The sequence below is a fragment of the Psychrobacter sp. S4(2024) genome (assembly GCF_036861305.1).
GTDB lineage: Bacteria > Pseudomonadota > Gammaproteobacteria > Pseudomonadales > Moraxellaceae > Psychrobacter > Psychrobacter cryohalolentis.
The window spans coordinates 190,619-213,036 of sequence record NZ_JAZAQR010000002.1 but is presented as its reverse complement, the minus strand read 5'-3'; the positions used below and the strand labels follow the sequence as shown (position 1 = coordinate 213,036).

Annotated in this window: 20 protein-coding genes, 1 tRNA gene and 1 other RNA gene; 17 read left to right on the top strand and 5 right to left on the bottom strand. The window is 41.6% G+C overall.

Features of this window, described 5'->3' with window-relative positions:
- Window positions 1–118: 118 nt before the first annotated feature.
- Complete coding sequence (locus tag VLA57_RS05835; RefSeq protein WP_333954547.1) at window positions 119–2,566, bottom strand: YgiQ family radical SAM protein; 2,448 nt, start codon at window positions 2,564–2,566, stop codon at window positions 119–121.
- Between the two features lie 191 nt (window positions 2,567–2,757).
- Complete coding sequence (locus VLA57_RS05830) at window positions 2,758–3,225, bottom strand: Lrp/AsnC family transcriptional regulator (protein ID WP_011512726.1); 468 nt, start codon at window positions 3,223–3,225, stop codon at window positions 2,758–2,760.
- A gap of 269 nt (window positions 3,226–3,494) precedes the next feature.
- Here VLA57_RS05830 and rarD point away from each other — a divergent pair, with 269 nt between their 5' ends.
- The gene (rarD, locus tag VLA57_RS05825; protein WP_333954546.1) at window positions 3,495–4,505 is read left to right on the top strand and encodes an EamA family transporter RarD; all 1,011 of its coding nucleotides are present in this window, start codon (window positions 3,495–3,497) and stop codon (window positions 4,503–4,505) included.
- 104 nt (window positions 4,506–4,609) lie between these two features.
- Here rarD and smpB read toward each other — a convergent pair whose 3' ends face one another.
- Entirely contained in the window at window positions 4,610–5,086 is a 477-nt protein-coding gene (gene smpB / locus VLA57_RS05820) for an SsrA-binding protein SmpB (RefSeq protein ID WP_333954545.1), read from the bottom strand.
- A gap of 254 nt (window positions 5,087–5,340) precedes the next feature.
- Between smpB and coaD the strand changes: the two genes are divergently transcribed.
- The 13 genes from coaD (at window position 5,341) to VLA57_RS05755 (ending at window position 16,600) form a co-directional block, all read left to right on the top strand.
- On the top strand, window positions 5,341–5,853 hold the full coding sequence (gene coaD, locus VLA57_RS05815) for a pantetheine-phosphate adenylyltransferase (RefSeq protein WP_020442709.1): 513 nt from the start codon (window positions 5,341–5,343) through the stop codon (window positions 5,851–5,853).
- Window positions 5,854–5,924: 71 nt separating this feature from the next.
- Entirely contained in the window at window positions 5,925–6,173 is a 249-nt protein-coding gene (locus VLA57_RS05810; protein WP_011512730.1) for a YfhL family 4Fe-4S dicluster ferredoxin, read from the top strand.
- 3 nt (window positions 6,174–6,176) lie between these two features.
- Window positions 6,177–7,472, top strand: a complete 1,296-nt coding sequence (gene bioA, locus VLA57_RS05805) for an adenosylmethionine--8-amino-7-oxononanoate transaminase (RefSeq protein WP_333954544.1) — start codon at window positions 6,177–6,179, stop codon at window positions 7,470–7,472.
- A 2-nt stretch (window positions 7,473–7,474) separates the two neighbouring features.
- Complete coding sequence (gene bioD, locus VLA57_RS05800; protein ID WP_333954543.1) at window positions 7,475–8,194, top strand: dethiobiotin synthase; 720 nt, start codon at window positions 7,475–7,477, stop codon at window positions 8,192–8,194.
- A 66-nt stretch (window positions 8,195–8,260) separates the two neighbouring features.
- Window positions 8,261–8,624, top strand: an RNA gene (gene rnpB / locus VLA57_RS05795) — RNase P RNA component class A.
- Between the two features lie 175 nt (window positions 8,625–8,799).
- A tRNA-Met gene (locus tag VLA57_RS05790) sits at window positions 8,800–8,876 on the top strand.
- Between the two features lie 408 nt (window positions 8,877–9,284).
- Window positions 9,285–11,081, top strand: coding sequence for a translation elongation factor 4 (gene lepA, locus VLA57_RS05785; protein ID WP_011512733.1), 1,797 nt, complete (start codon window positions 9,285–9,287; stop codon window positions 11,079–11,081).
- A gap of 79 nt (window positions 11,082–11,160) precedes the next feature.
- Window positions 11,161–12,063 (top strand): signal peptidase I, encoded by a 903-nt coding sequence (gene lepB, locus VLA57_RS05780; RefSeq protein ID WP_149493154.1) that lies wholly within the window; start codon window positions 11,161–11,163, stop codon window positions 12,061–12,063.
- Between the two features lie 159 nt (window positions 12,064–12,222).
- Window positions 12,223–12,618: a DUF4845 domain-containing protein gene (locus VLA57_RS05775; RefSeq protein WP_263240791.1), complete on the top strand. Its 396-nt coding sequence runs from the start codon at window positions 12,223–12,225 to the stop codon at window positions 12,616–12,618.
- A gap of 153 nt (window positions 12,619–12,771) precedes the next feature.
- A complete protein-coding gene (rnc, locus tag VLA57_RS05770; RefSeq protein WP_011512736.1) occupies window positions 12,772–13,569 on the top strand; it encodes a ribonuclease III in 798 nt (265 codons plus the stop codon).
- A 304-nt stretch (window positions 13,570–13,873) separates the two neighbouring features.
- Entirely contained in the window at window positions 13,874–14,890 is a 1,017-nt protein-coding gene (era, locus tag VLA57_RS05765) for a GTPase Era (RefSeq protein ID WP_442968867.1), read from the top strand.
- A 56-nt stretch (window positions 14,891–14,946) separates the two neighbouring features.
- Window positions 14,947–15,711 carry a DNA repair protein RecO gene (gene recO, locus VLA57_RS05760; RefSeq protein WP_333954541.1) on the top strand — a complete coding sequence of 255 codons (765 nt, stop codon included), beginning with the start codon at window positions 14,947–14,949 and terminating at the stop codon, window positions 15,709–15,711.
- Window positions 15,712–15,802: 91 nt separating this feature from the next.
- On the top strand, window positions 15,803–16,600 hold the full coding sequence (locus tag VLA57_RS05755; protein ID WP_201530810.1) for a pyridoxine 5'-phosphate synthase: 798 nt from the start codon (window positions 15,803–15,805) through the stop codon (window positions 16,598–16,600).
- 37 nt (window positions 16,601–16,637) lie between these two features.
- On the opposite strand, the gene VLA57_RS05750 is transcribed toward VLA57_RS05755, so the two are convergent.
- A complete protein-coding gene (locus VLA57_RS05750; RefSeq protein WP_333954540.1) occupies window positions 16,638–17,225 on the bottom strand; it encodes a prepilin-type N-terminal cleavage/methylation domain-containing protein in 588 nt (195 codons plus the stop codon).
- A 569-nt stretch (window positions 17,226–17,794) separates the two neighbouring features.
- Here VLA57_RS05750 and VLA57_RS05745 point away from each other — a divergent pair.
- From VLA57_RS05745 to mscL, 3 genes are all read left to right on the top strand, one after another.
- Window positions 17,795–18,973, top strand: a complete 1,179-nt coding sequence (locus VLA57_RS05745; protein ID WP_333954539.1) for an OmpA family protein — start codon at window positions 17,795–17,797, stop codon at window positions 18,971–18,973.
- A gap of 354 nt (window positions 18,974–19,327) precedes the next feature.
- Window positions 19,328–21,175, top strand: a complete 1,848-nt coding sequence (gene typA / locus VLA57_RS05740; RefSeq protein WP_133103759.1) for a translational GTPase TypA — start codon at window positions 19,328–19,330, stop codon at window positions 21,173–21,175.
- A 242-nt stretch (window positions 21,176–21,417) separates the two neighbouring features.
- Window positions 21,418–21,855 carry a large conductance mechanosensitive channel protein MscL gene (gene mscL, locus VLA57_RS05735; RefSeq protein ID WP_201530808.1) on the top strand — a complete coding sequence of 146 codons (438 nt, stop codon included), beginning with the start codon at window positions 21,418–21,420 and terminating at the stop codon, window positions 21,853–21,855.
- A gap of 99 nt (window positions 21,856–21,954) precedes the next feature.
- On the opposite strand, the gene VLA57_RS05730 is transcribed toward mscL, so the two are convergent.
- Complete coding sequence (locus VLA57_RS05730; protein ID WP_201530806.1) at window positions 21,955–22,395, bottom strand: hypothetical protein; 441 nt, start codon at window positions 22,393–22,395, stop codon at window positions 21,955–21,957.
- Window positions 22,396–22,418 lie beyond the last annotated feature (23 nt).

The window sequence follows — 22,418 nt, the reverse complement described above, 5'->3', positions numbered from 1 at the left end:
TTCAAGATCAAATAAAAAAGCGCCTATCAACGTGTGGCTGATAGGCGCTTATCTAATCAGGCATTAGCTAATAGATATTATTGATCCACTGTATGACAGAGGATCATTTATGATTTGATTACTTGGTTTTACGCGGTGGTAGACCCGTATGCTGAGTTTGGAAGTTGCCTTTACTCACATTCTTTTTGCCGCCAGTAGTTTTGCTCGAAGTACCTTTATTTGACCAGCTGTCAGCTGTTTTATTGCTACGTTTCACCGAGTCATTACCCAGACGGCTGTTTTTCTTACGCGCTGATTGATAGCTGTCTTGCGCCGCATCACGACCTTCTAAGCTGGCATTAAATGGCGGGATTAAGCAGCCGCGATTTTTACCAATCAAATCACCGCGCCCCATATCTTGCAGGGCTTTACGCAGCATTACCCAGTTTTTTGGATCATGATAGCGTAAGAAAGCTTTGTGCAATTTGCGCTGCTTACCTGATTTGACGATATCCATATCACCTTCGTCACGGCTGATTTTATGCAGTGGGTCTTTATGCGTGTGATACATGGTGGTCGCGGTCGCCATTGGGCTTGGGTAAAACGCCTGTACTTGGTCAGCGCGGTAGCCATTACTTTTGAGCCAAAGGGCAAGATTCATCATATCTTCATCTTTGGTACCCGGATGGGCGGCGATAAAGTAAGGAATCAAATACTGCTCTTTGCCCGCTTCTTGGCTGTATTGCTCAAACATGGCTTTAAATTTGTCATAATTACCCATGCCCGGTTTCATCATTTTTGATAAAACGTTTTCTTCTGAATGTTCAGGGGCAATTTTTAGATAACCACCGACATGATGGCTGACCAATTCTTTGACATATTCAGGATCTTTAATCGCCAAATCATAACGTAGACCAGAGGCAATAAGGATTTTCTTTACGCCTTTGATATCACGCGCTTTACGATACAACTGTGTCAAATTGCTGTGATCGGTAATCAGATTTTCACAAATATCAGGATAAACGCAAGACGGTTTACGGCAATTCTTCTCAATAGTTTCATCTTTACAGTTTAGACGATACATATTGGCCGTTGGACCACCAAGATCAGAGATAACACCGGTAAAGTTCGGCGCAGTATCACGAATCGCTTCGACTTCACGTAGGATAGATTCTTCTGAGCGATTTTGGATAATGCGTCCTTCGTGCTCGGTGATAGAGCAAAAAGTACAACCACCGAAACAGCCACGCATAATGTTGACCGAAAACTTAATCATGTCATAAGCAGGGATACGCGCATCGCCATAACTTGGATGCGGCAGGCGAGCGTATGGCAAGTCAAACACGTAATCCATCTCTTCCGTCGATAAAGGAATCGGTGGCGGATTGAGCCACACATCGATAGAGGTATGTGAGTTACCGGCGCCACTGCTATGACGCTGTACCAACGCGCGTGCATTACCCGGATTGGTCTCAAGATGCAAGATACGGCTAGCATGAGCATAAAGCACAGGGTCAGATTTGACATGCTCATAATCAGGCAGACGAATGACGGTTTTCTCACGCGGCGGCATTTTAATTTTATGCTTACGTGCTGTCATCGGTTTAGTAAAGCCACGCATTTGTACGACTTGTGTCTCTTCATCGACTTGGTCAGTATTCAAGATTTTATTGGTCACTGGCTCAGATACAAATCCTGGATATTGCCCTGACATTCCTGACATTGATTGTCCAACAGGAGAGGCGCTAGGCTTATCTTGTTCGATTGAGCATTGATCAAGATCTTCGGTCATCACATACGGGTTGATGATCGGATCGACACGGCCAACGGTATCGACGTCGTTACTAGCGACTTCGGTCATGCCTGCTTGCCAATGACGGCGCGTCGGCGTGAGCAAGTACGCTGTACCGCGCAAATTGCTCATTTGCTCAAAGCTATAGCCTTTTGATAGACCATGTACCACATCGACGATGGCGCGCTCAGCATTACCATACAATAAAACATCAGCACGGGCATCAAGCAAAATACTACGGCGTACTTTATCTGACCAATAATCATAATGCGCAATACGACGTAGACTGCCTTCGATACCGCCTAAGATAATCGGCACATCAGGATAGGCTTCACGGCAACGCTGACTATAGACGATAGCCGCGCGGTCAGGACGTTTGTCCGCGACATTACCCGGCGAATAAGCGTCATCACTACGGATCTTACGATCAGCCGTATAACGGTTAATCATGCTGTCCATGTTGCCCGCCGTCACGCCATAAGCGTAGACAGGTTTGCCAAGTTCCATAAAGGCATCTTTACTTTTCCAATCTGGCTGAGCAATGATACCGACGCGGAAACCTTGTGATTCTAGTAAGCGCCCGATAATCGCCATACCAAAGCTTGGGTGATCGACATAAGCATCGCCCGAGATAATGATGACGTCACAGGCATCCCAGCCAAGCTCATCCATCTCTTTGCGGCTCATTGGCAAATAAGGCGCTGGCTCGTAGCAGCTTGCCCAATGTTTGTCGTAGTCGTAAAGGGGTTTGGTGCCTTGTTTAAAGGCGGTGCGGGCGATGGTATCGGCAGACATGGGATAACCTTAATCAGAAAATCAGAAAAAATGCATATATATAATAGCCATTATAGATAACGGTAGTTGATGGCTAATTTAAAGGCGCTCATTTTAACATGAATAACGTTCATGATGTAATAAACGTATTAGCGATAAGTTATTGATAGCGCAGAGTAATCTATGGATAGCTATTAGGCAAAAAGCAGCTATCAATCTAAATAAATCTTCGTACCACTCTTGGTAAAGTTCATCACAAATTGACTCTTAAAATTACGTACATTATTTTCGTAAGTGAGCAAATTGCGAGTGAACTGATGATAATCCTTCATATTTTTAGCACTCACCATAAGCATAAAGTCAGCATCGCCAGATACTTCATAACAGCTCATCACTTGCGACTGGGCATTCATCAAACGCTCAAATCGATGCTGCATAGAGTTATTGGAGCGCTCCATCTCTACCATCACCACCGCCGTCAAGCTATAACCAACCTTATGAGGGTCTACTATAGCGACTTGCTTAGTGATCACCCCATTGTCTATCAGCGCTTGCACACGACGTTGAGCCGTAGCGATAGACACATTGACGTGTTCTGCAAGGGTTTTTAAGGGCAATGTCGCATCATCTTGCATCAAATTCAAAATGGACTTGTCGGTCTTATCTAGTGGCTGATTCATAGAGTTTCGCTTTAAGGTAGAGACATTAACAGAGGATGATTACAATTCGCTTACTATAGAAGTATTGTCACTATTAGAAGTATTATCACTATAAATCATAAAGTAATAAATTATTAGTAATATAGGTAACTATAAGATAAATATATTCACATTAAGATAAATATAGAGGTTTTTTCGCAATCACTAGCTATAAACTAAGCTTTATATATTAGAAAATAATAATCTCTATCAAATAGTGTTCTCACTGCTCATGCAAATAAAGGTGCTTTATGTCTACTTCAATCCTAACCAATACTATAGCATCGACTTTGTCACGTTTCCCAATGCCAGCAATGTGGACCAAAGGCAGCGTACAGCAGCGCACTTTAATGATGGGTGTAGCGCTAGCAGTCTTATCCAACGTATTGTTTGGCGTACTGTATGCTTACAGCAGCTTTTTAGCGCCGTTATCAGGGACACAAGTGTTTATCTGGCGGATGCTAGCGATGTGGGCCGCACTGATAGGATATTTGCTTATTAGCGGGCGTTTAGGTTTGCATATGGATAAACTCAAAGCATTAGGCTCTGTTAAACAATGGGCATGGTTGCTATTGCCCACACCAATATTCTTAAGCCAGTTTTGGTTATTTATGTGGGCGCCAGTCAATGGGCAGGGCGTACAGACCGCGATGGGTTATTTTTTATTTCCATTGATGATGGTGGTGTTTGGATGCGTATTGTTCGGTGAAAAACTAAGTCGCTTACAATGGTTGGCGGTTGCTTTTGCCGCAGTTGGAGTCGGTAGTGAAATTATTCGTACGCAAAGCGTCTCGTGGGCAACGCTATGGGTCTGCGGTACTTATCCTGTTTATTATATTTTGCGCCGTTTGCAAGGTATTGGCGCAGTTACTGGGTTATTGGTTGATTTAACCATATTCGCACCATTTACTTTGGCGTACTTATTTTTTATTGCCCCAAGTAGTTTAAGCTTAGTCAGCGGCTCTGGGTTCTTTATTGCGATGCTGGTAGGACTCGGTGTTATGAGCGTGCTGGCCATGAAAACCAACGTCGATGCCAGTCAAATGCTACCAATGAACATTTATGGCATGATGAGTTATTTGGAGCCAGCATTACTATTTATCTTAGCAATAACCGTTTTGGGCAATCCTTTTGAATCGGCGATGATTTATAGTTATGGTCTTATTTGGATCGGGATAGCTTGTCTGATTGTGCATGGTGTACGTCAATTACGCCGCGCCCATCAACAATCGCAAACGACAGAAATTGCACCAGTTATTTGAAAATTAATAAATAAGAGTAATCGAATAAATAAAAACGGACGATTCAACATTATGCTGAATCGTCCGTTTTTTTAAGATTAACACCAATCTTTTGAAAGAGGGCTTTAATCTAAATCCTTCTTAAAGCCACGCTGCTTATCACGTTCCCAATCACGGTCTTTAAGCGTTTTACGTTTGTCATGCTGTTTTTTACCCAGTGCCAAGCCAATTTGACATTTTACCAGCGAGTTTTTCCAATAGCAGGATAATGGCACGCAGGCATAGCCTTTTTGGTTGACTGCACCCATTAGCTTTTCGATTTCGCGGCGATTAAGCAGCAGCTTACGGGTACGGATACTATCAGGGCTGACATGCGTCGAGCTAGATAGCAGCGGCTGAATATGCGCGCCAAATAGGAATGCCTCATTATTACGAAAAATAATATAAGCTTCCGTAATGGTCATTTTGCCTGCGCGAATGGCTTTAACTTCCCAACCTTGTAACGACAGACCTGCCTCAAATGTCTCTTCAATAAAGTACTCATGACGAGCCTTTTTATTGGCACAAATTTGATTTCCCGGTTTTTTTGATTTTTTTGACATAATGTCTCCATAAGGACTGCTTAAATATATCTTGTCCCTATATTTCTAGTCTTACTAATTCCTCATCCTAACCCTTAAATGCGAGTTATTTTTTATAAATGCTAAACAGATGAGTCGAACTGGCTATTGTAACAAAGCTTCCGCTGCAAATGTAGCCGCGCTGTTAGGACAAATGTAGCAGATAAGTATTAAGTTTGGATAAAATTTGCTAGCATATAGCTTATTATTTTATCACCAACCACATTGGTCCTGCTATGAGCTCTTCTGCTACTTCTTCAAAATTGCATACCAAGATTCTATACCCTGGCACCTTTGACCCCATTACCAATGGTCATGTGGACTTAGTGACGCGCGCGACCAAATTATTTGACGAGGTGGTGATTGCAGTGGCATCTGGTCATCATAAAAAGCCGTTATTTAACTTTGAAGAGCGTGTGGCTTTGGTCGAGACCGTATTTGTTGATTTGCCGCAGGTATCCGTCATAGGCTTTGAGGGCTTGCTAGTCGATTTTATGCGCGAAAAAAATGCCACTGCTGTCTTGCGTGGTTTGCGTGCGATGTCAGATTTTGAATATGAGTTTCAACTTGCCAATATGAACCGCGAGCTTGATGAAAATTTTGAAGCCGTATTTTTGACGCCTTCGCAGAATTACTCATTCATCTCGTCGACCATGATTCGCGAAATTGCTAAGCTCGGCGGTGATGTGACAAAATTTGTGCCGCCTTGTGTCTCTGAAGCTTTTATTCAAAAGCTCGGTAATAAATAGGTCGCGTATCTGTGTTAGATTGCGTATTTCTTAATAAATAGAAATGCCTGATAGAAAAAAAGGAGCAGTCTATGGCGTTGTTAATTACGGATGAATGCATCAACTGCGATGTGTGTGAGCCTGCCTGCCCAAACGAAGCCATCTCAGAGGGCGATGATATTTATGTCATCGACCCTGACTTATGTACCGAATGCGTCGGTCATTTCGATGAGCCGCAATGCGTGGTTATTTGCCCTGTCGATTGTATTCCTCATGATCCCAATCATATCGAAACCGAAAGTGATTTGATGTCTAAATACAAACGCATTACTGGTCAATAAAATATGACAACTGTATCAACCAACGATTTTGACCAGCAGCATCTTTGGCACCCGTATGCCAGTCTACCACCGACTTATCCCAATATCGTGATTGACCGTGCTGACGGTATTTATATCGTTACTGAAGATGGTACGCGACTGATTGATGGTATGTCGTCATGGTGGGCAAGCGTGCACGGTTATAATCATCCCAAATTGAATGCGGCGATGATTAAACAATTGGGCAAAATGGCGCACGTCATGTTTGGTGGTTTAACCCATCAGCCAGCGATAAACTTGGGCAAAAAACTGCTGTCAATTGTGCCTGCCGGACTGGATGCGATATTTTATGCCGATAGCGGCAGTATCGCGGTAGAAGTTGCGCTTAAGATGGCATTGCAATATCAAATTGCCGCCAAGCGTCCAACCAAGCAGCAGTTTGCCTCGACCCATTCAGGTTATTACGGTGATACATGGCATGCGATGAGTGTCTGCGACCCTATTAATGGTATGCACAGTCTCTATGGTAAGCAATTACCGATGCAACACTTTGTCGCAGCGCCACCAATGGGATTTGAGCGTGACTTAACCCAAAGTGAGCGTGAGGCATTAACGGAGTTTTTTGTCAAAAATAGCGACCAGCTTGCTGGATTTATCATTGAGCCGATTATCCAGGGCGCAGGCGGCATGCGCTTTTATAGTCCTCAGTATTTTCAGCTCTTACGCCAATTGTGTGATGAACATAACGTGGTATTAATTGCCGATGAAATTGCCACCGGTTTCGGGCGTAGCGGCAAGTTATTTGCGTGTGAACATGCTGCTATTAGCCCTGATATTATGACGATTGGTAAGGCACTGACCGGCGGTTATATGACTTTTGCCGCGACCTTATGCACGCGCACTATTGCCGATACCATTAGCCAAAGTGATTACCCGTCACTGATGCATGGTCCGACCTTTATGGGCAACCCGCTGGCATGTGCCGTTGCTTGTGCGTCGATTGATTTAATACTGTGCTATGATATTGAAGCGCGTACAGCAAATATGCAATCTGTCATGGAGCAGCAACTTGCGCCAGCTGTGAGTTTAAATGGCGTTGCTGAGGTACGCTGTTTGGGTGCTGTAGCAGTGATTGAGCTGCAAGAAGCCGTTAATATGCCAGTCTTTCAATCCTTACTGATTGAAAACGGCATTTGGGTGCGACCCTTTGGGAAATTGGTTTATATTATGCCGCCCTATGTGATTACCGATGATGAACTTACCACTCTTTGCCAAGCGTTATTAAAAGTGGTCAGTAGTTATTTAACGCGAAAGGATTAATGATGAGCGTGCTCTTTGTTTCAGGAATTGATACCGATATTGGCAAAACTTATGCAACCGGTATGATTGCTAAAGCCTTAATGGAGCAAGGCGTTAATGTCATTACCCAAAAACTGGTGCAAACGGGCGTCGCAAGAGATTTAATTAGCGGAAAAATGGGAATTGCTGACGATATTATTACTCATCGTCAGCTGATGGGCATTCCGCTACAGCCGTGTGATATTGATAGCACCACTTGCCCGTATCGTTATGAGAAACCTGCGTCACCGCATTTATCCGCCGCACTTGCCAGTGAAATTCTTAATACTGATGTGATTACAAGCGCTACAAAAAATTTGCAAGCGGATTATAAGGTGGTGCTTTTAGAGGGGGCAGGGGGCTTATTAGTACCCATCACTGAGCAATTATTAACCTTGGATTATATTGCTAAACAAGGCTATCCGGTTATTTTGGTCACATCAGGTCGGCTGGGCAGCATCAACCATACGTTGCTAAGTTTAGAGGCGATAAAATCTCGTGGTCTAGACGTTCATAGTGTCATTTATAATCATATTCACGACAATGCTGCTCAGACGGATACAGAGATAGCCGCTAGTACGATAAAATTTTTGCAAAACTATTTAGCTGAGCATCATCCAACGGCGCATTGGTTAGCCTTACCTGTACAAGAGGATAATGGGTTTAGTAACACAGATTTTATACTCCCCCAAAACTTTGTATAAATCACCGCTAAAAATAAGCCAAAAAAACTTTCCGAAAGCAATATGAATTTTGCTATACTAGCGCGCTTGGTAGACTAGGCAATCGCCGCTGCACACTGGTAACAGACATGCAGGGGAGGAAAGTCCGGGCTACATAGGGCAGCGTGCCAGCTAACGGCTGGGCAGGGTAACTTGACGACCAGTGCAGCAGAGAGTAGACCGCCTTTAGTGTCTGACACTATCGGTAAGGGTGAAAGGGTGCGGTAAGAGCGCACCGCGTGGCTGGCAACAGTTCACGGCATGGTAAACTCCACGCGTAGCAAGACCAAATAGGCATCGGCATGGCGCGGCCCGCGTTCGATGCGGGTAGGTTGCTTGAGCGTATTAGCGATGATACGCCTAGAGGAATGATTGTCCACGACAGAACCCGGCTTATCGGTTTACCAACCTTTTTAGCAATGTTTTAAACATGTTTCTTTATTAGCTAATTTTTAAAGAAGCACAGCAGTACCGGTTTGGTGTTTTAAAATTGCGCTTATTTTGAATTTAATTCAATTTTTTTGCAAAAAATGCCTTTTAAGGGTTGACGTAAGTCACTCATATCGGCATAATACCGAGCCTAAAATGGCGATGTAGCTCAGCTGGTTAGAGCGCATGACTCATAATCGTGAGGTCAAGAGTTCAAGTCTCTTCATCGCCACCATTTTTAGCAAGACCTGTAACATTAAAAATGCCAATCATTATTTGATTGGTTTTTTTTTGCCTATTTTATGGCTAAAAATAAATATCTACTCATAGAATCTATATCAGATCTAACGAAGTAAATATTCTTGATTTAAAGCTTGCTTGTCTACCTTCATTTATAAAACCAAGGCTTGCTGACAAAATCCACTTACTTTATAGTGGAAAACTGCTAGAATACCCTCACGTGCCTGCGCGTAGTTATAACTAATAATCAGCGCTGTAGGCACTTCACTTGCTACAATACGGTTTGCTTAATGTAGTGATATTGGTGTATTGACCGATATTAACTATGAATAAGTATTCTATTGTTGCCATCTGACAGTATTTATATTCGTTATTCAATCCTCCATTATTTAGTAGGCGCTTTGTGACTGCATTAGCCAATATTCGTAACTTTTCTATTATTGCCCACATTGATCATGGCAAGTCGACCCTTGCCGATCGTTTTATTCAAATGTGTGGCGCGCTGCAAGATCGCGAGATGCAGGCGCAAGTCCTCGATTCTATGGATATTGAGCGTGAGCGTGGTATCACGATCAAAGCGCAGTCGGTGACGCTGTATTATGACCATCCAAATGGTGAGCGCTATCAGCTGAATTTTATTGATACGCCTGGTCACGTGGATTTTTCTTATGAAGTCTCTCGTTCCTTAGCGGCTTGTGAAGGCGCGCTATTGGTTGTTGATGCCGCGCAAGGTGTTGAAGCACAGTCGGTTGCTAACTGTTATACCGCGGTCGATCAAGGCTTAGAGGTCATGGCAGTTTTAAATAAAATTGACTTGCCACAAGTTGAGCCTGAGCGGGTGATTCAAGAGATTGAAGACATCATTGGTATTGATGCCGTTGATGCGCCACGCGTGTCGGCAAAATCTGGTCTCGGCGTTGATAAACTGCTTGAGGCGTTGGTTGAATTTATTCCTGCACCAACAGGTGATCGTGACGCACCGCTGCAAGCGTTGATCATTGACTCATGGTTTGATAATTATTTGGGCGTTGTATCATTAGTCCGTGTCCGCCAAGGTACGATAAAAAAAGGTGATAAACTTTATATTAAATCGACCAAAGATGCGCATCTAGTCGGATCAATTGGTGTCTTTACCCCGAAGCCGTTAGATACGGGTATCTTAGAAGCGGGTGAAGTGGGCTTTATTATTGCGGGTATTAAAGATATTGCAGGCGCGCCAGTTGGTGATACGATTACGCATGCCAGTACGCCTGACGTCGATCGTATTCCTGGATTTAAACAGATTACGCCGCAAGTGTATGCCGGTATGTTCCCTGTAGAATCTACCGACTTCGAAAAATTCCGTGAAGCACTACAAAAACTGCAAATTAACGATGCGTCGCTATTTTTTGAGCCAGATACCTCAGACGCGCTAGGCTTTGGTTTTCGTTGTGGCTTCCTCGGTATGCTGCATATGGAAATTATACAAGAGCGCCTAGAGCGTGAGTATGACTTGGATCTGATTACTACTGCACCTTCTGTTATTTATGAGATTGTAAAAAAAGATGGCAGCATTATCTATGTTGATAATCCATCAAGACTGCCTGAACCGAATAATATCGAAGAGTTCCGTGAGCCGATTGCTCGTTGTCAGATTTTAGTACCGCAGGATTATCTCGGTAACGTTATGACGCTTTGTATTGAGCGCCGCGGTGTGCAAGTCGATATGCGCTTTATGGGTCGTCAAGTGCAGCTCATTTTTGATATTCCGATGGGTGAAGTGGTCATGGACTTCTTTGACCGTCTAAAATCAGTGTCACGTGGTTTTGCGTCACTTGATTATAATTTTGAGCGTTATCAGGTCGATAAATTGGTTAAAGTTGACGTTCTGATTAACGGCGACAAAGTCGATGCGCTTGCTATGATTGTCCATGAAACTCAGTCGCGCTACCGTGGTAACGCACTGGTGACCAAAATGAAAGAGCTGATTCCGCGTCAAATGTTTGATGTCGCTATTCAAGCGGCAATTGGCAGCCAAATTATCGGGCGTAGTACTGTGAAAGCCATGCGTAAAGATGTCTTGGCTAAGTGTTATGGCGGTGACGTCTCGCGTAAGAAAAAGCTACTGTCTAAGCAAAAGGCCGGTAAAAAACGCATGAAGCAAGTGGGTAACGTCGAGATTCCACAAGAAGCCTTCTTAGCCGTATTGCAGGTAGATTAGATTATTAATAAATGAATCATCATTGCTGTTTTTACGGATGTCATCATTGGATAAGTAGCTCGCTAATAGGCAATTAAGTATGGATTTTGATTTCAATTTGATTTTAGTGCCATTAACCATAGGTTTGGGTATTATTTGGCTATTAGATAAGCTGACACTGAAACAGCGTAAAACACGGGGTCGCGGTAAAGAGAGCTTGCTGGTACGCTGGGCATATGATTTTTTCCCCGTGCTGGCGGTAGTATTAATTGTGCGCTCGTTTTTAATTGAGCCGTTTAATATTCCGTCGTCCTCGATGGTGCCAACGCTATATACGGGTGACTTTATTGCCGTCAATAAGTATGCTTATGGTGTTCGTTTGCCACTGACTTATAATAAAGTAATCGATACTGGCACGCCTGAACATGGCGATGTTGCCGTTTTTCGTTATCCAGAGAACCCAAGTATTTATTATATTAAGCGCGTCATTGGTCTGCCGGGTGATACGGTTAGTTATAATCAAGGCACAATTGCGATTAATGACGTGCCTGTTGCTACTCAAGCCATTGATTTTGACGCCAATGCAGAGCTGACGTCACAGTTATATTCGTCAGGGGAAGTTGCTCCGGGTCAAATGCTGACAGAAGAGAATGCTGCTGTGATGGGTCAGCAAGAAGAAAGCGACGCAAAATATTTTAAAGAAACTCAAGGTAAGCATGAGTATGTTGTTCGTTATTTGAATGGTATGAACAGCTCGCAATATGCGCCATTTTTACAGCAACAGTCGCCAGAAGTGGTGAGCTCAGAAGGCAATGAATGGCGTATTAATGTGCCTGAAGGTCAGTATTTTGTCATGGGTGATAACCGTGATCGCAGTGCAGATGGACGCTTTTGGGGCTTTGTTCCTGATGATAATTTAGCAGGAAAAGCAGTATATATTTGGATGCATAAGCCGCCAGGTCTACAGCTACCTACTTTTAAACGTAATGGTGCTATCGATTAATGACATCAATGTTCTATAGATATATTTACCGACAAACGTTTTGTGCTAATATTATGGCTATTCAATGCAATGATATTTAGCTTATAAACATCCACTAAGAAATAGTGTTTTCTAAGCTAGATACATTACAAATATAGCTATTTTTCGTTGAGAGGTATTATGGTGCAACAGTTATCTGGCTTATCTACACAGCGTGGTGCTAGTGTCACGAGTATCGCTTTTATTATCATCGCTTTGGGTGTTGCTGTTAAATTGATTGTTGCCATTGTGCCAGCACAAATTGGCGATTATCAACTGACCAAAACCTTGAGTGCGCAGCTTCAAGAGTCTAATAACAAGAAAGAGACTGCCAAGCAGTTCGTCGAGCGTGTTGATAAGCAGTTGTCTATCAATGCTGATTACGATACCAAAGCAGAGGATGTATTTACCTTTAAAGATAAAAAAACAGGTCAGTTGGCTATCTATAAAAAATATGAAAAAACCAATACGCTCTTTGGAAATATTGATATTGTGAATCGCTTTGAAGGCGATATCGATCCTACAATAGCAGAGTAATTCGATTTTCTAAAATACGAGCAGCAACGATCTAACAAGCCAGTACTCTAGAAAACAGTTCTTTATGAGCTGGTTTTTTGTATTTAATATTTTTAAACGTTACTATTTAATGACCTTAAATAGTACAACAAAAGGGATAATCATAAGCCACGCATGAAACCAACTTCGCAGTATCCTCAGGCGGTTCCTAACCCACCAAAAAATAGCCTGTCTGATGACACGCTTATTATTAGCTCAGAATTTATTCAACGCTTAGCAGTATTAACGCGCAAGTTGGGTTATGTGTTTAATGATTTAAGTCTACCTAAGCTGGCACTCACGCATCGCTCGTTTGATAGTAAAAAGAACTATGAACGCTTAGAGTTTTTGGGTGATGCATTGCTAGGTATGATAGTCGGTGAGGCGTTATATCATCGTTATCCAACCCAAAACGAAGGTCGTCTGACCCGTATGCGAGCGACGCTCGTGAGGCAAGAATCCTTGGTCATTATCGCTCAAAATCTAGAGCTGTCTAATCAGCTAATATTGGGTGTGGGTGAGCGTAAAGGTGGCGGACGCAATCGTGCTTCTATATTGGCGGACGCCGTCGAATCCTTGATTGGTGCTATTTATTTAGACAGTCAAGATATGAATATCACACGAGAATGTGTATTGTCTTGGTATGGTGATTTAATTGATAATGTCAATGATCAAAAAGCCCTAAAAGATGCCAAGAGCCGTTTACAAGAATGGCTGCAGTCGAAGCAATTTGACTTACCACATTATGAGTTGATGGAAACACGCGGTAATGCCCCGCATCAAATATTTGTGGTACGCTGTCAGGTAAACATTCTTAACTGTCCTGATATTACCGAATCTGGTGAAAGCCGCCGTATTGCTGAGCAAAAAGCGGCAGAATTGATGATTAATCAACTTCATAAGCTGCCAAGTGTGCCTAAAAAACGCAGCTAATAGTTTTTGTAATATTACTCTGATTTTATATTGCTGAATTGATAGTAATGCCTTTAAGACTATCATTTCTATATTGTAAAAACGCTCATTCTTTAACGAATTAGTATTGCAACATCAAATATTCTTAACTTGATAACAGTGCTGCTATTTATGTCATATGCGCATACAGCAGTTTAACTGACGATAACCTCCACAGGATTACCCTATGAGCAATCATACTGACTTGCCATTAAACAATGAAGATAATGCCACAAATATGACCGAAAATACTGACCTAAATACAAGTACAAACAATGCAGTAGACATGAGTGAAGTAGAAATCAACGAAACAGAAAACAATGTAGTAGATAACGATTCAGCAATCGAAGATTTCTTTTCACCAAATAATGGTGCGCTTGCTGCTGAAGGTTTCAAAACCGGCTATGTCGCCATTGTTGGTCGTCCAAATGTCGGCAAATCAACGCTGATGAACCATTTGTTGGGTCAAAAGCTGTCCATTACCTCACGTAAACCACAAACGACGCGTCATCGTATCCATGGTATCTTGTCTAATGATGAGATGCAGGCAGTATTTGTAGATACCCCCGGTATTCACCGCAACGAAGTACGTGCTATCAATGAACGCATGAATAAAGCGGCCGTCTCTGCATTGGTAGATGTTGACTTAGTTTTGTTTGTCGTTGATTCTGATCAATGGCGTGACGATGATTTACTGGTTCTACAAAAGCTTGGTGATACCAATTTAAATGTGGTTTTAGTGATTAATAAAGCAGATACCTTAAAAGATAAAGGCAGCGTTTTACCGTTAATGGAAACCTTTAATGATAGCTTTGATTTTGCTGATATCGTTCCCGTTTCTGCATTAAAGAATCAAAACTTGGATCGTCTGCAAGAAGTAATCGCATCACATTTGCCAGTCGCTGCGCCAATTTATGATACAGAACAAATCACTGATCGCTCAGAGCGTTTCTTAGCCAGTGAAATTATTCGTGAAAAAATCATGCGCAGTGCCGGTGATGAAGTACCTTACGATTTAACGGTACAAATTGACGGCTTTAAAGATGAAGCGGCTCATACTGACCCAAAAACTGGTCGTCCACGTAAAGCCTGTACCTTTATCGATGCCACTATTTATGTTGAACGTAGCGGGCAAAAAGCGATTGTGATTGGTGACAAAGGGCAACGTATCAAACAAGTCGGTATGGATGCTCGTAAAGATATGGAGCAGCTGTTTGATAAAAAAATCATGTTAACGCTGTGGGTAAAAGTTAAGCGCGGTTGGTCGGATGATGAAAGAGCCTTGACCAGTTTAGGCTATTAAAAATATTAATAGCGACTCTCTTTTATATTGAGTGAACTATAGCTGAGGTAATAATCATGCGTAACGAAGCGTTAATCGGTTATTTATTACATCAGCGCCCTTATCAAGAAAAGCGCGCCTTATATTATTTATTTTCTCAGCAGCATGGGGTGATACATGGTATTGGTAAAAAAGGCGCGCCACTATTTATGCCTTTACAACTCTTTGCTACTGGCAAACGTGATCTCAAAACATTCAGTCAAATCAATATAGCCTCTTTTAGTTCAGTCCATACACAAGCTGTCCAAGATGATAATGCAGCAAATGTAGATATACGACATCAAGAAAGCATTACAGGTCAGCATCAATATGCAGCCTTGTATTTGAACGAGATATTGTGGCGATTATTGCCTACTGAAGATCCTATGCCCATATTATGGCAGCATTATCAAAACAGCCTAGATGCGCTCAAAAAACCCCTAACCGCTGACGAGCTACGTCTGTGCTTGCGCCAGTTTGAGAGCTATCTATTTAATGAGTTGGGATTTTCACTGACGTTACATCAAGACAGCCTTGAAAACCCTATTGAGCCTGAACAGGCTTACCGATTCTTACCCGATATGGGCTTAGTGCCGACTTTGCATACAGAAGATGGCGAAAGTATGGTTGGTCATGCGGTTTTTAAAGGGAATGATATTTTGATAATGGTAGAGCAAGGGTTGTCCGTTAGTACTCTGAACGCATGGTCGCGTTTACATCGGCAGTTGATTGATCATATGCTCGATTATCAACCGCTGCAAAGTCGTCTACTTTGGCAGCAGCAACAGCGTTATCAACTATAAAGCGTACTTAACAATAGAATATGTTCACAACTACTTATCATCAATAAGCTATTTTTAGTAAATAATCTAACTATTAATAAAAGGATTTTTTATGACGGATACAGCGCAGATTTTGCCGACTACTACATTAGAGCAAAATCCACAAAATACTTCAAAAAAACCACTCTTAGGTGTCAACGTTGACCATGTGGCAACCTTACGTCAAGCACGCGGTGTGAGCTATCCAAGCCCACTAGCTGCAGCTCTTTTGTGTGAGAAAGCAGGTGCTGACGGTATCACTATTCATTTACGTGAAGATCGCCGTCATATTCAAGATGCCGATGTATATGAGATGGCAGGGCAGCTGACTACGAGAATGAATCTAGAGATGGCAGCAACGACTGAGATGCTAGAAATAGCCTGTCAAGTCAAACCATATTGGGTATGCCTAGTGCCGGAAAAACGGGCTGAACTGACTACAGAAGGGGGGCTTGATGTGGCAGGGCAGCTAGCTTCATTGACAGATTATGTCAGTCAGTTACAAGCAGCAGGTATCAAAGTCTCTTTGTTTATTGATCCAGAAGATAAGCAGATCGAGGCAGCAGTTAATTGTAGCGCTGACGCAATCGAATTACACACAGGTTCTTATGCTGAAGCAGGTCTGGCAGGTAAAACAGATAGGGTAAATGTAGAGCTTGAACGTATTAAAAATGCAGTGATTACCGCTAAACGAGCTGATAGTAAACTGTTGGTCAATGCTGGTCACGGTCTAACACGTGATAATGTTCATGCGATTGCCCAAATTGACGGTATATATGAGCTAAATATTGGTCATGCTTTGATAGCAGATGCGCTATTTGTGGGGATAGAGCAGGCGGTTATTATGATGAAAACAGCGATGCACCGATAGCTACGACAGTTTATTCTTAGCTTATATTGATATATCATTATGTACCACATCCGGTCGGATGGTTTTCGTTAGGTTTGTAGGTAATACCGCCTGTCTGATTAAAAGAGATTTGGTACATGGTGTGATTATAGGTTGAGGTTGGACAGTATTTAATATGTCCGAAATGCCCACGAGGACTGCCGCTATCGCCCCAAAATTTAGTGTAGTGACGGTTATTACCGACCCGTAAATATAAAGTACTGTATTTTGGGTTCAGCGCTTGGTCTTCTAACAAATCATCAATACCAACATCAAAATTGTTATTATTATTTTTATCCGAGAATAATAATAACTTTTTAAAGCTGTCTCTATGGCAAAGACCACCACCATTAGATAAGCAAACCAGTAAATCCTGTCTTCTAATATGACTTTCAGCTTTTGCTAAAGTCAAGGTAGTGTCTATTTGGCTTGCAATACGTCTGGCTTCCATACTTGCCAACTGAGTCAAAATATAAGGTGTGGCAATCATTAATATAATAGCTAAGATAGCAATGGTTACGATTAATTCTACTAAATTAAACCCACGTTCATCATGGCGTTTAGAATCCTTCGAGCATATTGGAAGTGTTATATATGATATAGCCATAATGGACTGCCACCTGTATGAAAGGGATAGCTAAGATGGTTTTAAATGTTCATTGTGTTTTTAAATTTGTTGTTCTTGTCACTATTTGTTTTATCAAGTTGCATTACTAATATAGTGAATAACAAAAAAAGCCATTAATCGAAATAAGTAGAATATTGTTTGTTTCTATAATTGTAAATATAAACCAAATATATGTCTACTGTCAAAGAATGTTTCAATTCGTGAATAGATGCTTTTAATAATAGAGAAAATTAACTACTTGTATTAAAATGAGTTGCAACAATAGGTAGGAATCGTTTCATCATCTATTGCGACCTAACATACAAAAGATAAAGAGTGTAAAGTGTGTTAGCTCTCAGTAAGTTAAGCGGGCTAATGTGTTTTAGTTATGACATTATCGTGTAATAATGTGTAGCTGGTTTACGAAAAAAGTTGTAAACTGAATTGATAATCGCTAAGCTACGTCTTAATTGGTTTTGCTTTGTAATTTTAAGTTCGTAAATGATGTTTGTTTTTGAGCAATAGTTTTGCTTAATGCACTACTAAAATTATCCTTTGGAGGAAGTTTCATGAAATTAAATAAAATTGCTTTGGCTTTGTTTGCCATCACAGCAGCCCCACTAGCAGCTAACGCTGGCGTAACTATCAGCCCATTATTACTTGGTTATCATTATAGCGAAGGTGCTGATGAAGAGCAGCTTTCAACTATGGGTACAGCTACTGGTGATAGTTTCTATAAAGAGAATGGTTTATACACTGGTGCTGCACTAGGTATCGAATTGACTCCTTCTACTCAGTTCCAAGTAGAGTATGGTGTATCAAATACTGATGCTGTAAATCGTGCTGGTACTGTAACTAATGATGCTGAACAAGAAATGATTTCTGGTAACTTCTTGATCGGTACTGAGCAGTTTACTGGTTATACTGATAGTGCATTAAAGCCATATGTATTGGTTGGTGCTGGTCGTTCTAAGATTGAAGTTGAAGATGCTGCTGGTAACTTCGTTACTGGTTCTAAAGATACTATCGGTAACCTAGGTCTAGGTGCTATGTACCGTATCAACGACGCTTTAAGCCTACGCGGTGAAGCTCGTGCGATTCATAACTTTGACGAAAACTGGTGGGAAGGCATGGCTTTAGCCGGTCTAGAAGTAGTACTTGGTGGTCATTTAGCACCTGCAGTAGCTGTTCCACCGATGCAAGAGCCTGATGTTCAAACGCCACCAATCGTTGTTGTTGAATCTGATCTTGATTCTGATGGCGATGGCGTACCTGATAGCATCGATGCTTGCCCAGGCACTCCAATGAATGTTGTTGTAGATGAGCGCGGTTGCCCAGTACCAGTAGATATTACTGATGAATTGAAAATGGAACTACGTGTATTCTTTGATAACGATAAATCAGCTATCAAAACTCAGTACAAACCTGAAATCGCTAAAGTAGCAGAGAAGATGCGCGAGTATCCTAACTCTACCGCTCGTGTTGAAGGTCATGCTTCTAAAACTGGTCCATCAGCACGTTATAACCAACGTTTGTCTGAAGCCCGTGCTGTTGCTGTGAAATCTATGTTGACTAACGAATTTGGTATTGCTCCAAACCGTCTATCAACTGTTGGTTATGGTTATGATCAACCAATCGCTGACAACAACACTGAAGAAGGTCGTGCTATGAACCGTCGTGTTTATGCCATCATCACTGGTGACAAAACAATGACTGTTGAACAAACTAAAGATATGGTTGTTCAATAAGTACTAGCTACTAATTATGTAATAAGCTAATTAGTTACAAAAAAAGTCATCCAATGGGTGGCTTTTTTTTATTTATGTATCGAGAAAAGTAAGTTATTACATAAATTTATGATGTAATAATGCTATACTAGCCACCCAAACACTTTGTAAATTGACAAAGTGTACATTAGCATAGCTATCTGTACGATGGATTCATCACCATAAGTCTATGTTTTACTTCTATTAATTATCTAGCTGTACCTATTGTATGGTTACTTAATCATAGCGTAATACTACTTATCTGGTTAATGGCAAAAGTTTATCCAGCGGTGCTTACTGCTACTGCATTTTTTTAAGACGAAACGAGCATTTTATATGGCGAACGATATCAAACACCTGCGTAACATTGCAATTATTGCCCACGTTGATCACGGTAAAACAACTTTGGTTGATAAGCTATTACATCAGTCTGGTACTTTTGGCGACCGTGCAAATATTGCTGAGCGTGCAATGGATTCAGGTGATATTGAGCAAGAACGTGGTATTACTATTTTGGCGAAAAATACAGCCATTCGTTGGACAGATAACACTGACGGTACTGAGTATCGTATTAATATTGTGGATACCCCAGGTCACGCCGATTTCGGTGGTGAAGTTGAACGTGTAATGTCTATGGTTGACTGCGTACTTCTAGTGGTTGATGCTGTTGATGGTCCAATGCCACAAACTCGTTTCGTAACGCAAAAAGCGTTCGAGCAAGGTCTAAAGCCTATTGTTGTTATCAACAAAATTGACCGTCCTGGTTCACGTCCTGATTGGGTAATGGATCAAATTTTTGATTTGTTCGATAATTTAGGTGCAACTGATGAGCAATTAGATTTCCCAGTGGTATATGCTTCAGCATTGAATGGTATTGCAGGTCTAGAAGCTGATGATTTAGCTGATGACATGACGCCACTGTTCAAAACTATTGTTGATGTTGTACAGGCCCCACAGGTTGATGCAGATGCACCTTTCCGTATGCAAATCTCAAGTCTTGACTACAATAGTTTCGTTGGTGTTATCGGTATTGGTCGTATTCAGCGTGGTAAAGTAAAAACCAATACACAAGTAACTGTCATTGATAAAAGTGGCAATACCCGTAATGGCCGTATTTTGAAAATTATGGGTTATCATGGTCTTGACCGTATTGATGTTGAAGATGCACAAGCTGGTGACATCGTTTGTATTACTGGTATTGATTCGCTTAATATCTCAGATACGATTTGTGATCCTAGTGCTGTCGAAGCATTACCAGCATTGACGGTTGATGAACCTACCGTTTCTATGAACTTCCAAGTAAATAACTCACCTTTTGCTGGTCGTGATGGTAAGTTTGTAACCTCACGTAATATTCGTGAGCGTCTTGAGCGTGAATTGATTCATAACGTAGCATTACGTGTTGAAGATACAGAATCTCCTGATAAATTTAAAGTATCAGGTCGTGGTGAGCTGCATTTATCTGTACTTATCGAAAACATGCGCCGTGAAGGTTTCGAGATGGGCGTTTCAGGCCCAGAAGTTATTGTCAAAGAAGTTGATGGTAAGCTACAAGAGCCGTATGAAAATGTTGTCTTCGATATCGAAGATGCGCATCAAGGTCCTATCATGGAGCAGGTTGGCTTGCGTAAAGGCGAGATGACCAATATGGAGCTTGATGGTAAAGGTCGTATGCGTATTGAAGCGACAATGCCTGCCCGTGGTTTGATTGGTTTCCGCTCTGAGTTCTTAACCCTGACTTCAGGTACCGGTATCATGACGTCAAGCTTTTCACATTATGGTCCACAGAAAGTTGGTGAGGTGGGTGCTCGCTCAAACGGTGTCTTGGTTTCTATGGCAAAAGGTGTTTGCTTAGGTTTTGCTTTATTTAACCTACAAAAACGCGGTAAATTATTTGCTGAGCCGCAGCTTGAAGTTTACGAAGGTATGATTATTGGTCTTAACTCACGTAATGATGACATGGCAGTTAACCCGACGACTGGTAAGCAGTTAACCAATGTTCGTGCTAGTGGTACTGATGAAGCATTGACACTGACTCCAGCGGTTAAGTTTACGCTTGAGCAAGCACTTGAATTCATCCAAGATGATGAATTGGTAGAAGTAACGCCAAAAGCGATACGTATTCGTAAACGCTACTTGACTGAAAGTGAGCGTAAACGTTATGGTCGTAAGAAAGGTGCGTAATATTGAACAATAAATAGTGGTTATCCATTATTTGGTTTCGCATTAAAGATATCTAGTGAGCAACATAGAATAGTTGGTATACCACTGTTCTATGTTGCATTTTACATAGAATAGAAAGACAATAGTCGAATGTCACTTACTAAAAAAAACGAGTAATCTTACGGTTATTATTAAAATCCCAAGTTGGATGCATCATTTACACGCTTATCTTATGATCAATAAGATTTTTGAGGAGATAAAACATGAGTATGGTATCTGAGTTTAAAGAATTTGCTTTAAAAGGTAATGTGATGGATCTGGCCGTTGGTGTGATCATCGGTGGAGCATTCGCTACAATCACAACGTCTTTAGTAGAGGACGTGATCATGCCCATTGTTGCTTTTATCGTCGGCGGCGAAATTAATTTCAAGAATATGTTTTTGATACTGGGTGATGCGCCCGAAGGCGTGGCAAGAAACTATGATGCCCTCAAAGCTGCTGGTATTCCTGTATTGGCTTATGGTAGTTTCATTACCGTACTGATTAACTTTCTAATCTTGGCGTTTATTATTTTTATGATGGTAAAAATGGTCAATAGATTGCGCCGTGCAGATGAGGTAGAAGAAGCGATAGAAGAGCCATCAGAAGAAGTGCAATTGCTTCGTGAAATTAGCGCCAAGCTTGGCAATATTAATAAGTAAACACATTTTACTGACCTTCAGATTAAAAAATAAAAAAGGCTAACGTCATGTTAGCCTCTTTTTATTGGATTTCTTATAATTACTTAATGGTAGTTATGTTTAGGGTCTAACGACAACATAGTCATTGGTATTAATAATAATCTCTGATGGTTGATCAACGACGATACGCACAACGTTATTATCAACGATTTGCGATTTGTAATAGTTGTCTTCAGCAACCGTACAGCCTAAGCAGCGACTCATGGCATTCCATGGTTCAACAAAGAGCTTCTGCTGTGCTTGGTCAGCATTACCGCCGATCAAAGAGAAGGGCAAACTGACGATGTAAGCGGCTGTACCTGCGACAGCTGCTATCAACTGTAATGGCTTGCCGACAACGGTATCTACAGCCATGGTCTCATAAGAGGGACCAAAATCTGTTTCATCAATCTCTATCGCTGCTAAAGCGGGCTGCATACTTGCAAAAGCTAAGCTGGCACTTATCAATATAGTTGATAGCGTATATTTTACGGTGCGTTTGGTGTTAGCCTGAGCAATCATAATGATGTCCTAAAACTCATAAG

Bases quoted from the DNA above. Each gene is read 5' to 3' on its own strand.
- typA (WP_133103759.1), top strand. From the start codon at position 19,328: ATGGCGAACGATATCAAACACCTGCGTAACATTGCAATTATTGCCCAC.
- VLA57_RS05730 (WP_201530806.1), bottom strand. From the start codon at position 22,395: ATGATTGCTCAGGCTAACACCAAACGCACCGTAAAATATACGCTATCA.
- mscL (WP_201530808.1), top strand. From the start codon at position 21,418: ATGAGTATGGTATCTGAGTTTAAAGAATTTGCTTTAAAAGGTAATGTG.
- VLA57_RS05775 (WP_263240791.1), top strand. From the start codon at position 12,223: ATGGTGCAACAGTTATCTGGCTTATCTACACAGCGTGGTGCTAGTGTC.
- VLA57_RS05745 (WP_333954539.1), top strand. From the start codon at position 17,795: ATGAAATTAAATAAAATTGCTTTGGCTTTGTTTGCCATCACAGCAGCC.
- bioD (WP_333954543.1), top strand. From the start codon at position 7,475: ATGAGCGTGCTCTTTGTTTCAGGAATTGATACCGATATTGGCAAAACT.
- smpB (WP_333954545.1), bottom strand. From the start codon at position 5,086: ATGTCAAAAAAATCAAAAAAACCGGGAAATCAAATTTGTGCCAATAAA.
- bioA (WP_333954544.1), top strand. From the start codon at position 6,177: ATGACAACTGTATCAACCAACGATTTTGACCAGCAGCATCTTTGGCAC.
- coaD (WP_020442709.1), top strand. From the start codon at position 5,341: ATGAGCTCTTCTGCTACTTCTTCAAAATTGCATACCAAGATTCTATAC.
- rarD (WP_333954546.1), top strand. From the start codon at position 3,495: ATGTCTACTTCAATCCTAACCAATACTATAGCATCGACTTTGTCACGT.
- recO (WP_333954541.1), top strand. From the start codon at position 14,947: ATGCGTAACGAAGCGTTAATCGGTTATTTATTACATCAGCGCCCTTAT.
- VLA57_RS05755 (WP_201530810.1), top strand. From the start codon at position 15,803: ATGACGGATACAGCGCAGATTTTGCCGACTACTACATTAGAGCAAAAT.
- VLA57_RS05810 (WP_011512730.1), top strand. From the start codon at position 5,925: ATGGCGTTGTTAATTACGGATGAATGCATCAACTGCGATGTGTGTGAG.
- VLA57_RS05750 (WP_333954540.1), bottom strand. From the start codon at position 17,225: ATGGCTATATCATATATAACACTTCCAATATGCTCGAAGGATTCTAAA.
- VLA57_RS05830 (WP_011512726.1), bottom strand. From the start codon at position 3,225: ATGAATCAGCCACTAGATAAGACCGACAAGTCCATTTTGAATTTGATG.
- lepB (WP_149493154.1), top strand. From the start codon at position 11,161: ATGGATTTTGATTTCAATTTGATTTTAGTGCCATTAACCATAGGTTTG.
- rnc (WP_011512736.1), top strand. From the start codon at position 12,772: ATGAAACCAACTTCGCAGTATCCTCAGGCGGTTCCTAACCCACCAAAA.
- VLA57_RS05835 (WP_333954547.1), bottom strand. From the start codon at position 2,566: ATGTCTGCCGATACCATCGCCCGCACCGCCTTTAAACAAGGCACCAAA.
- era (WP_442968867.1), top strand. From the start codon at position 13,874: ATGAGTGAAGTAGAAATCAACGAAACAGAAAACAATGTAGTAGATAAC.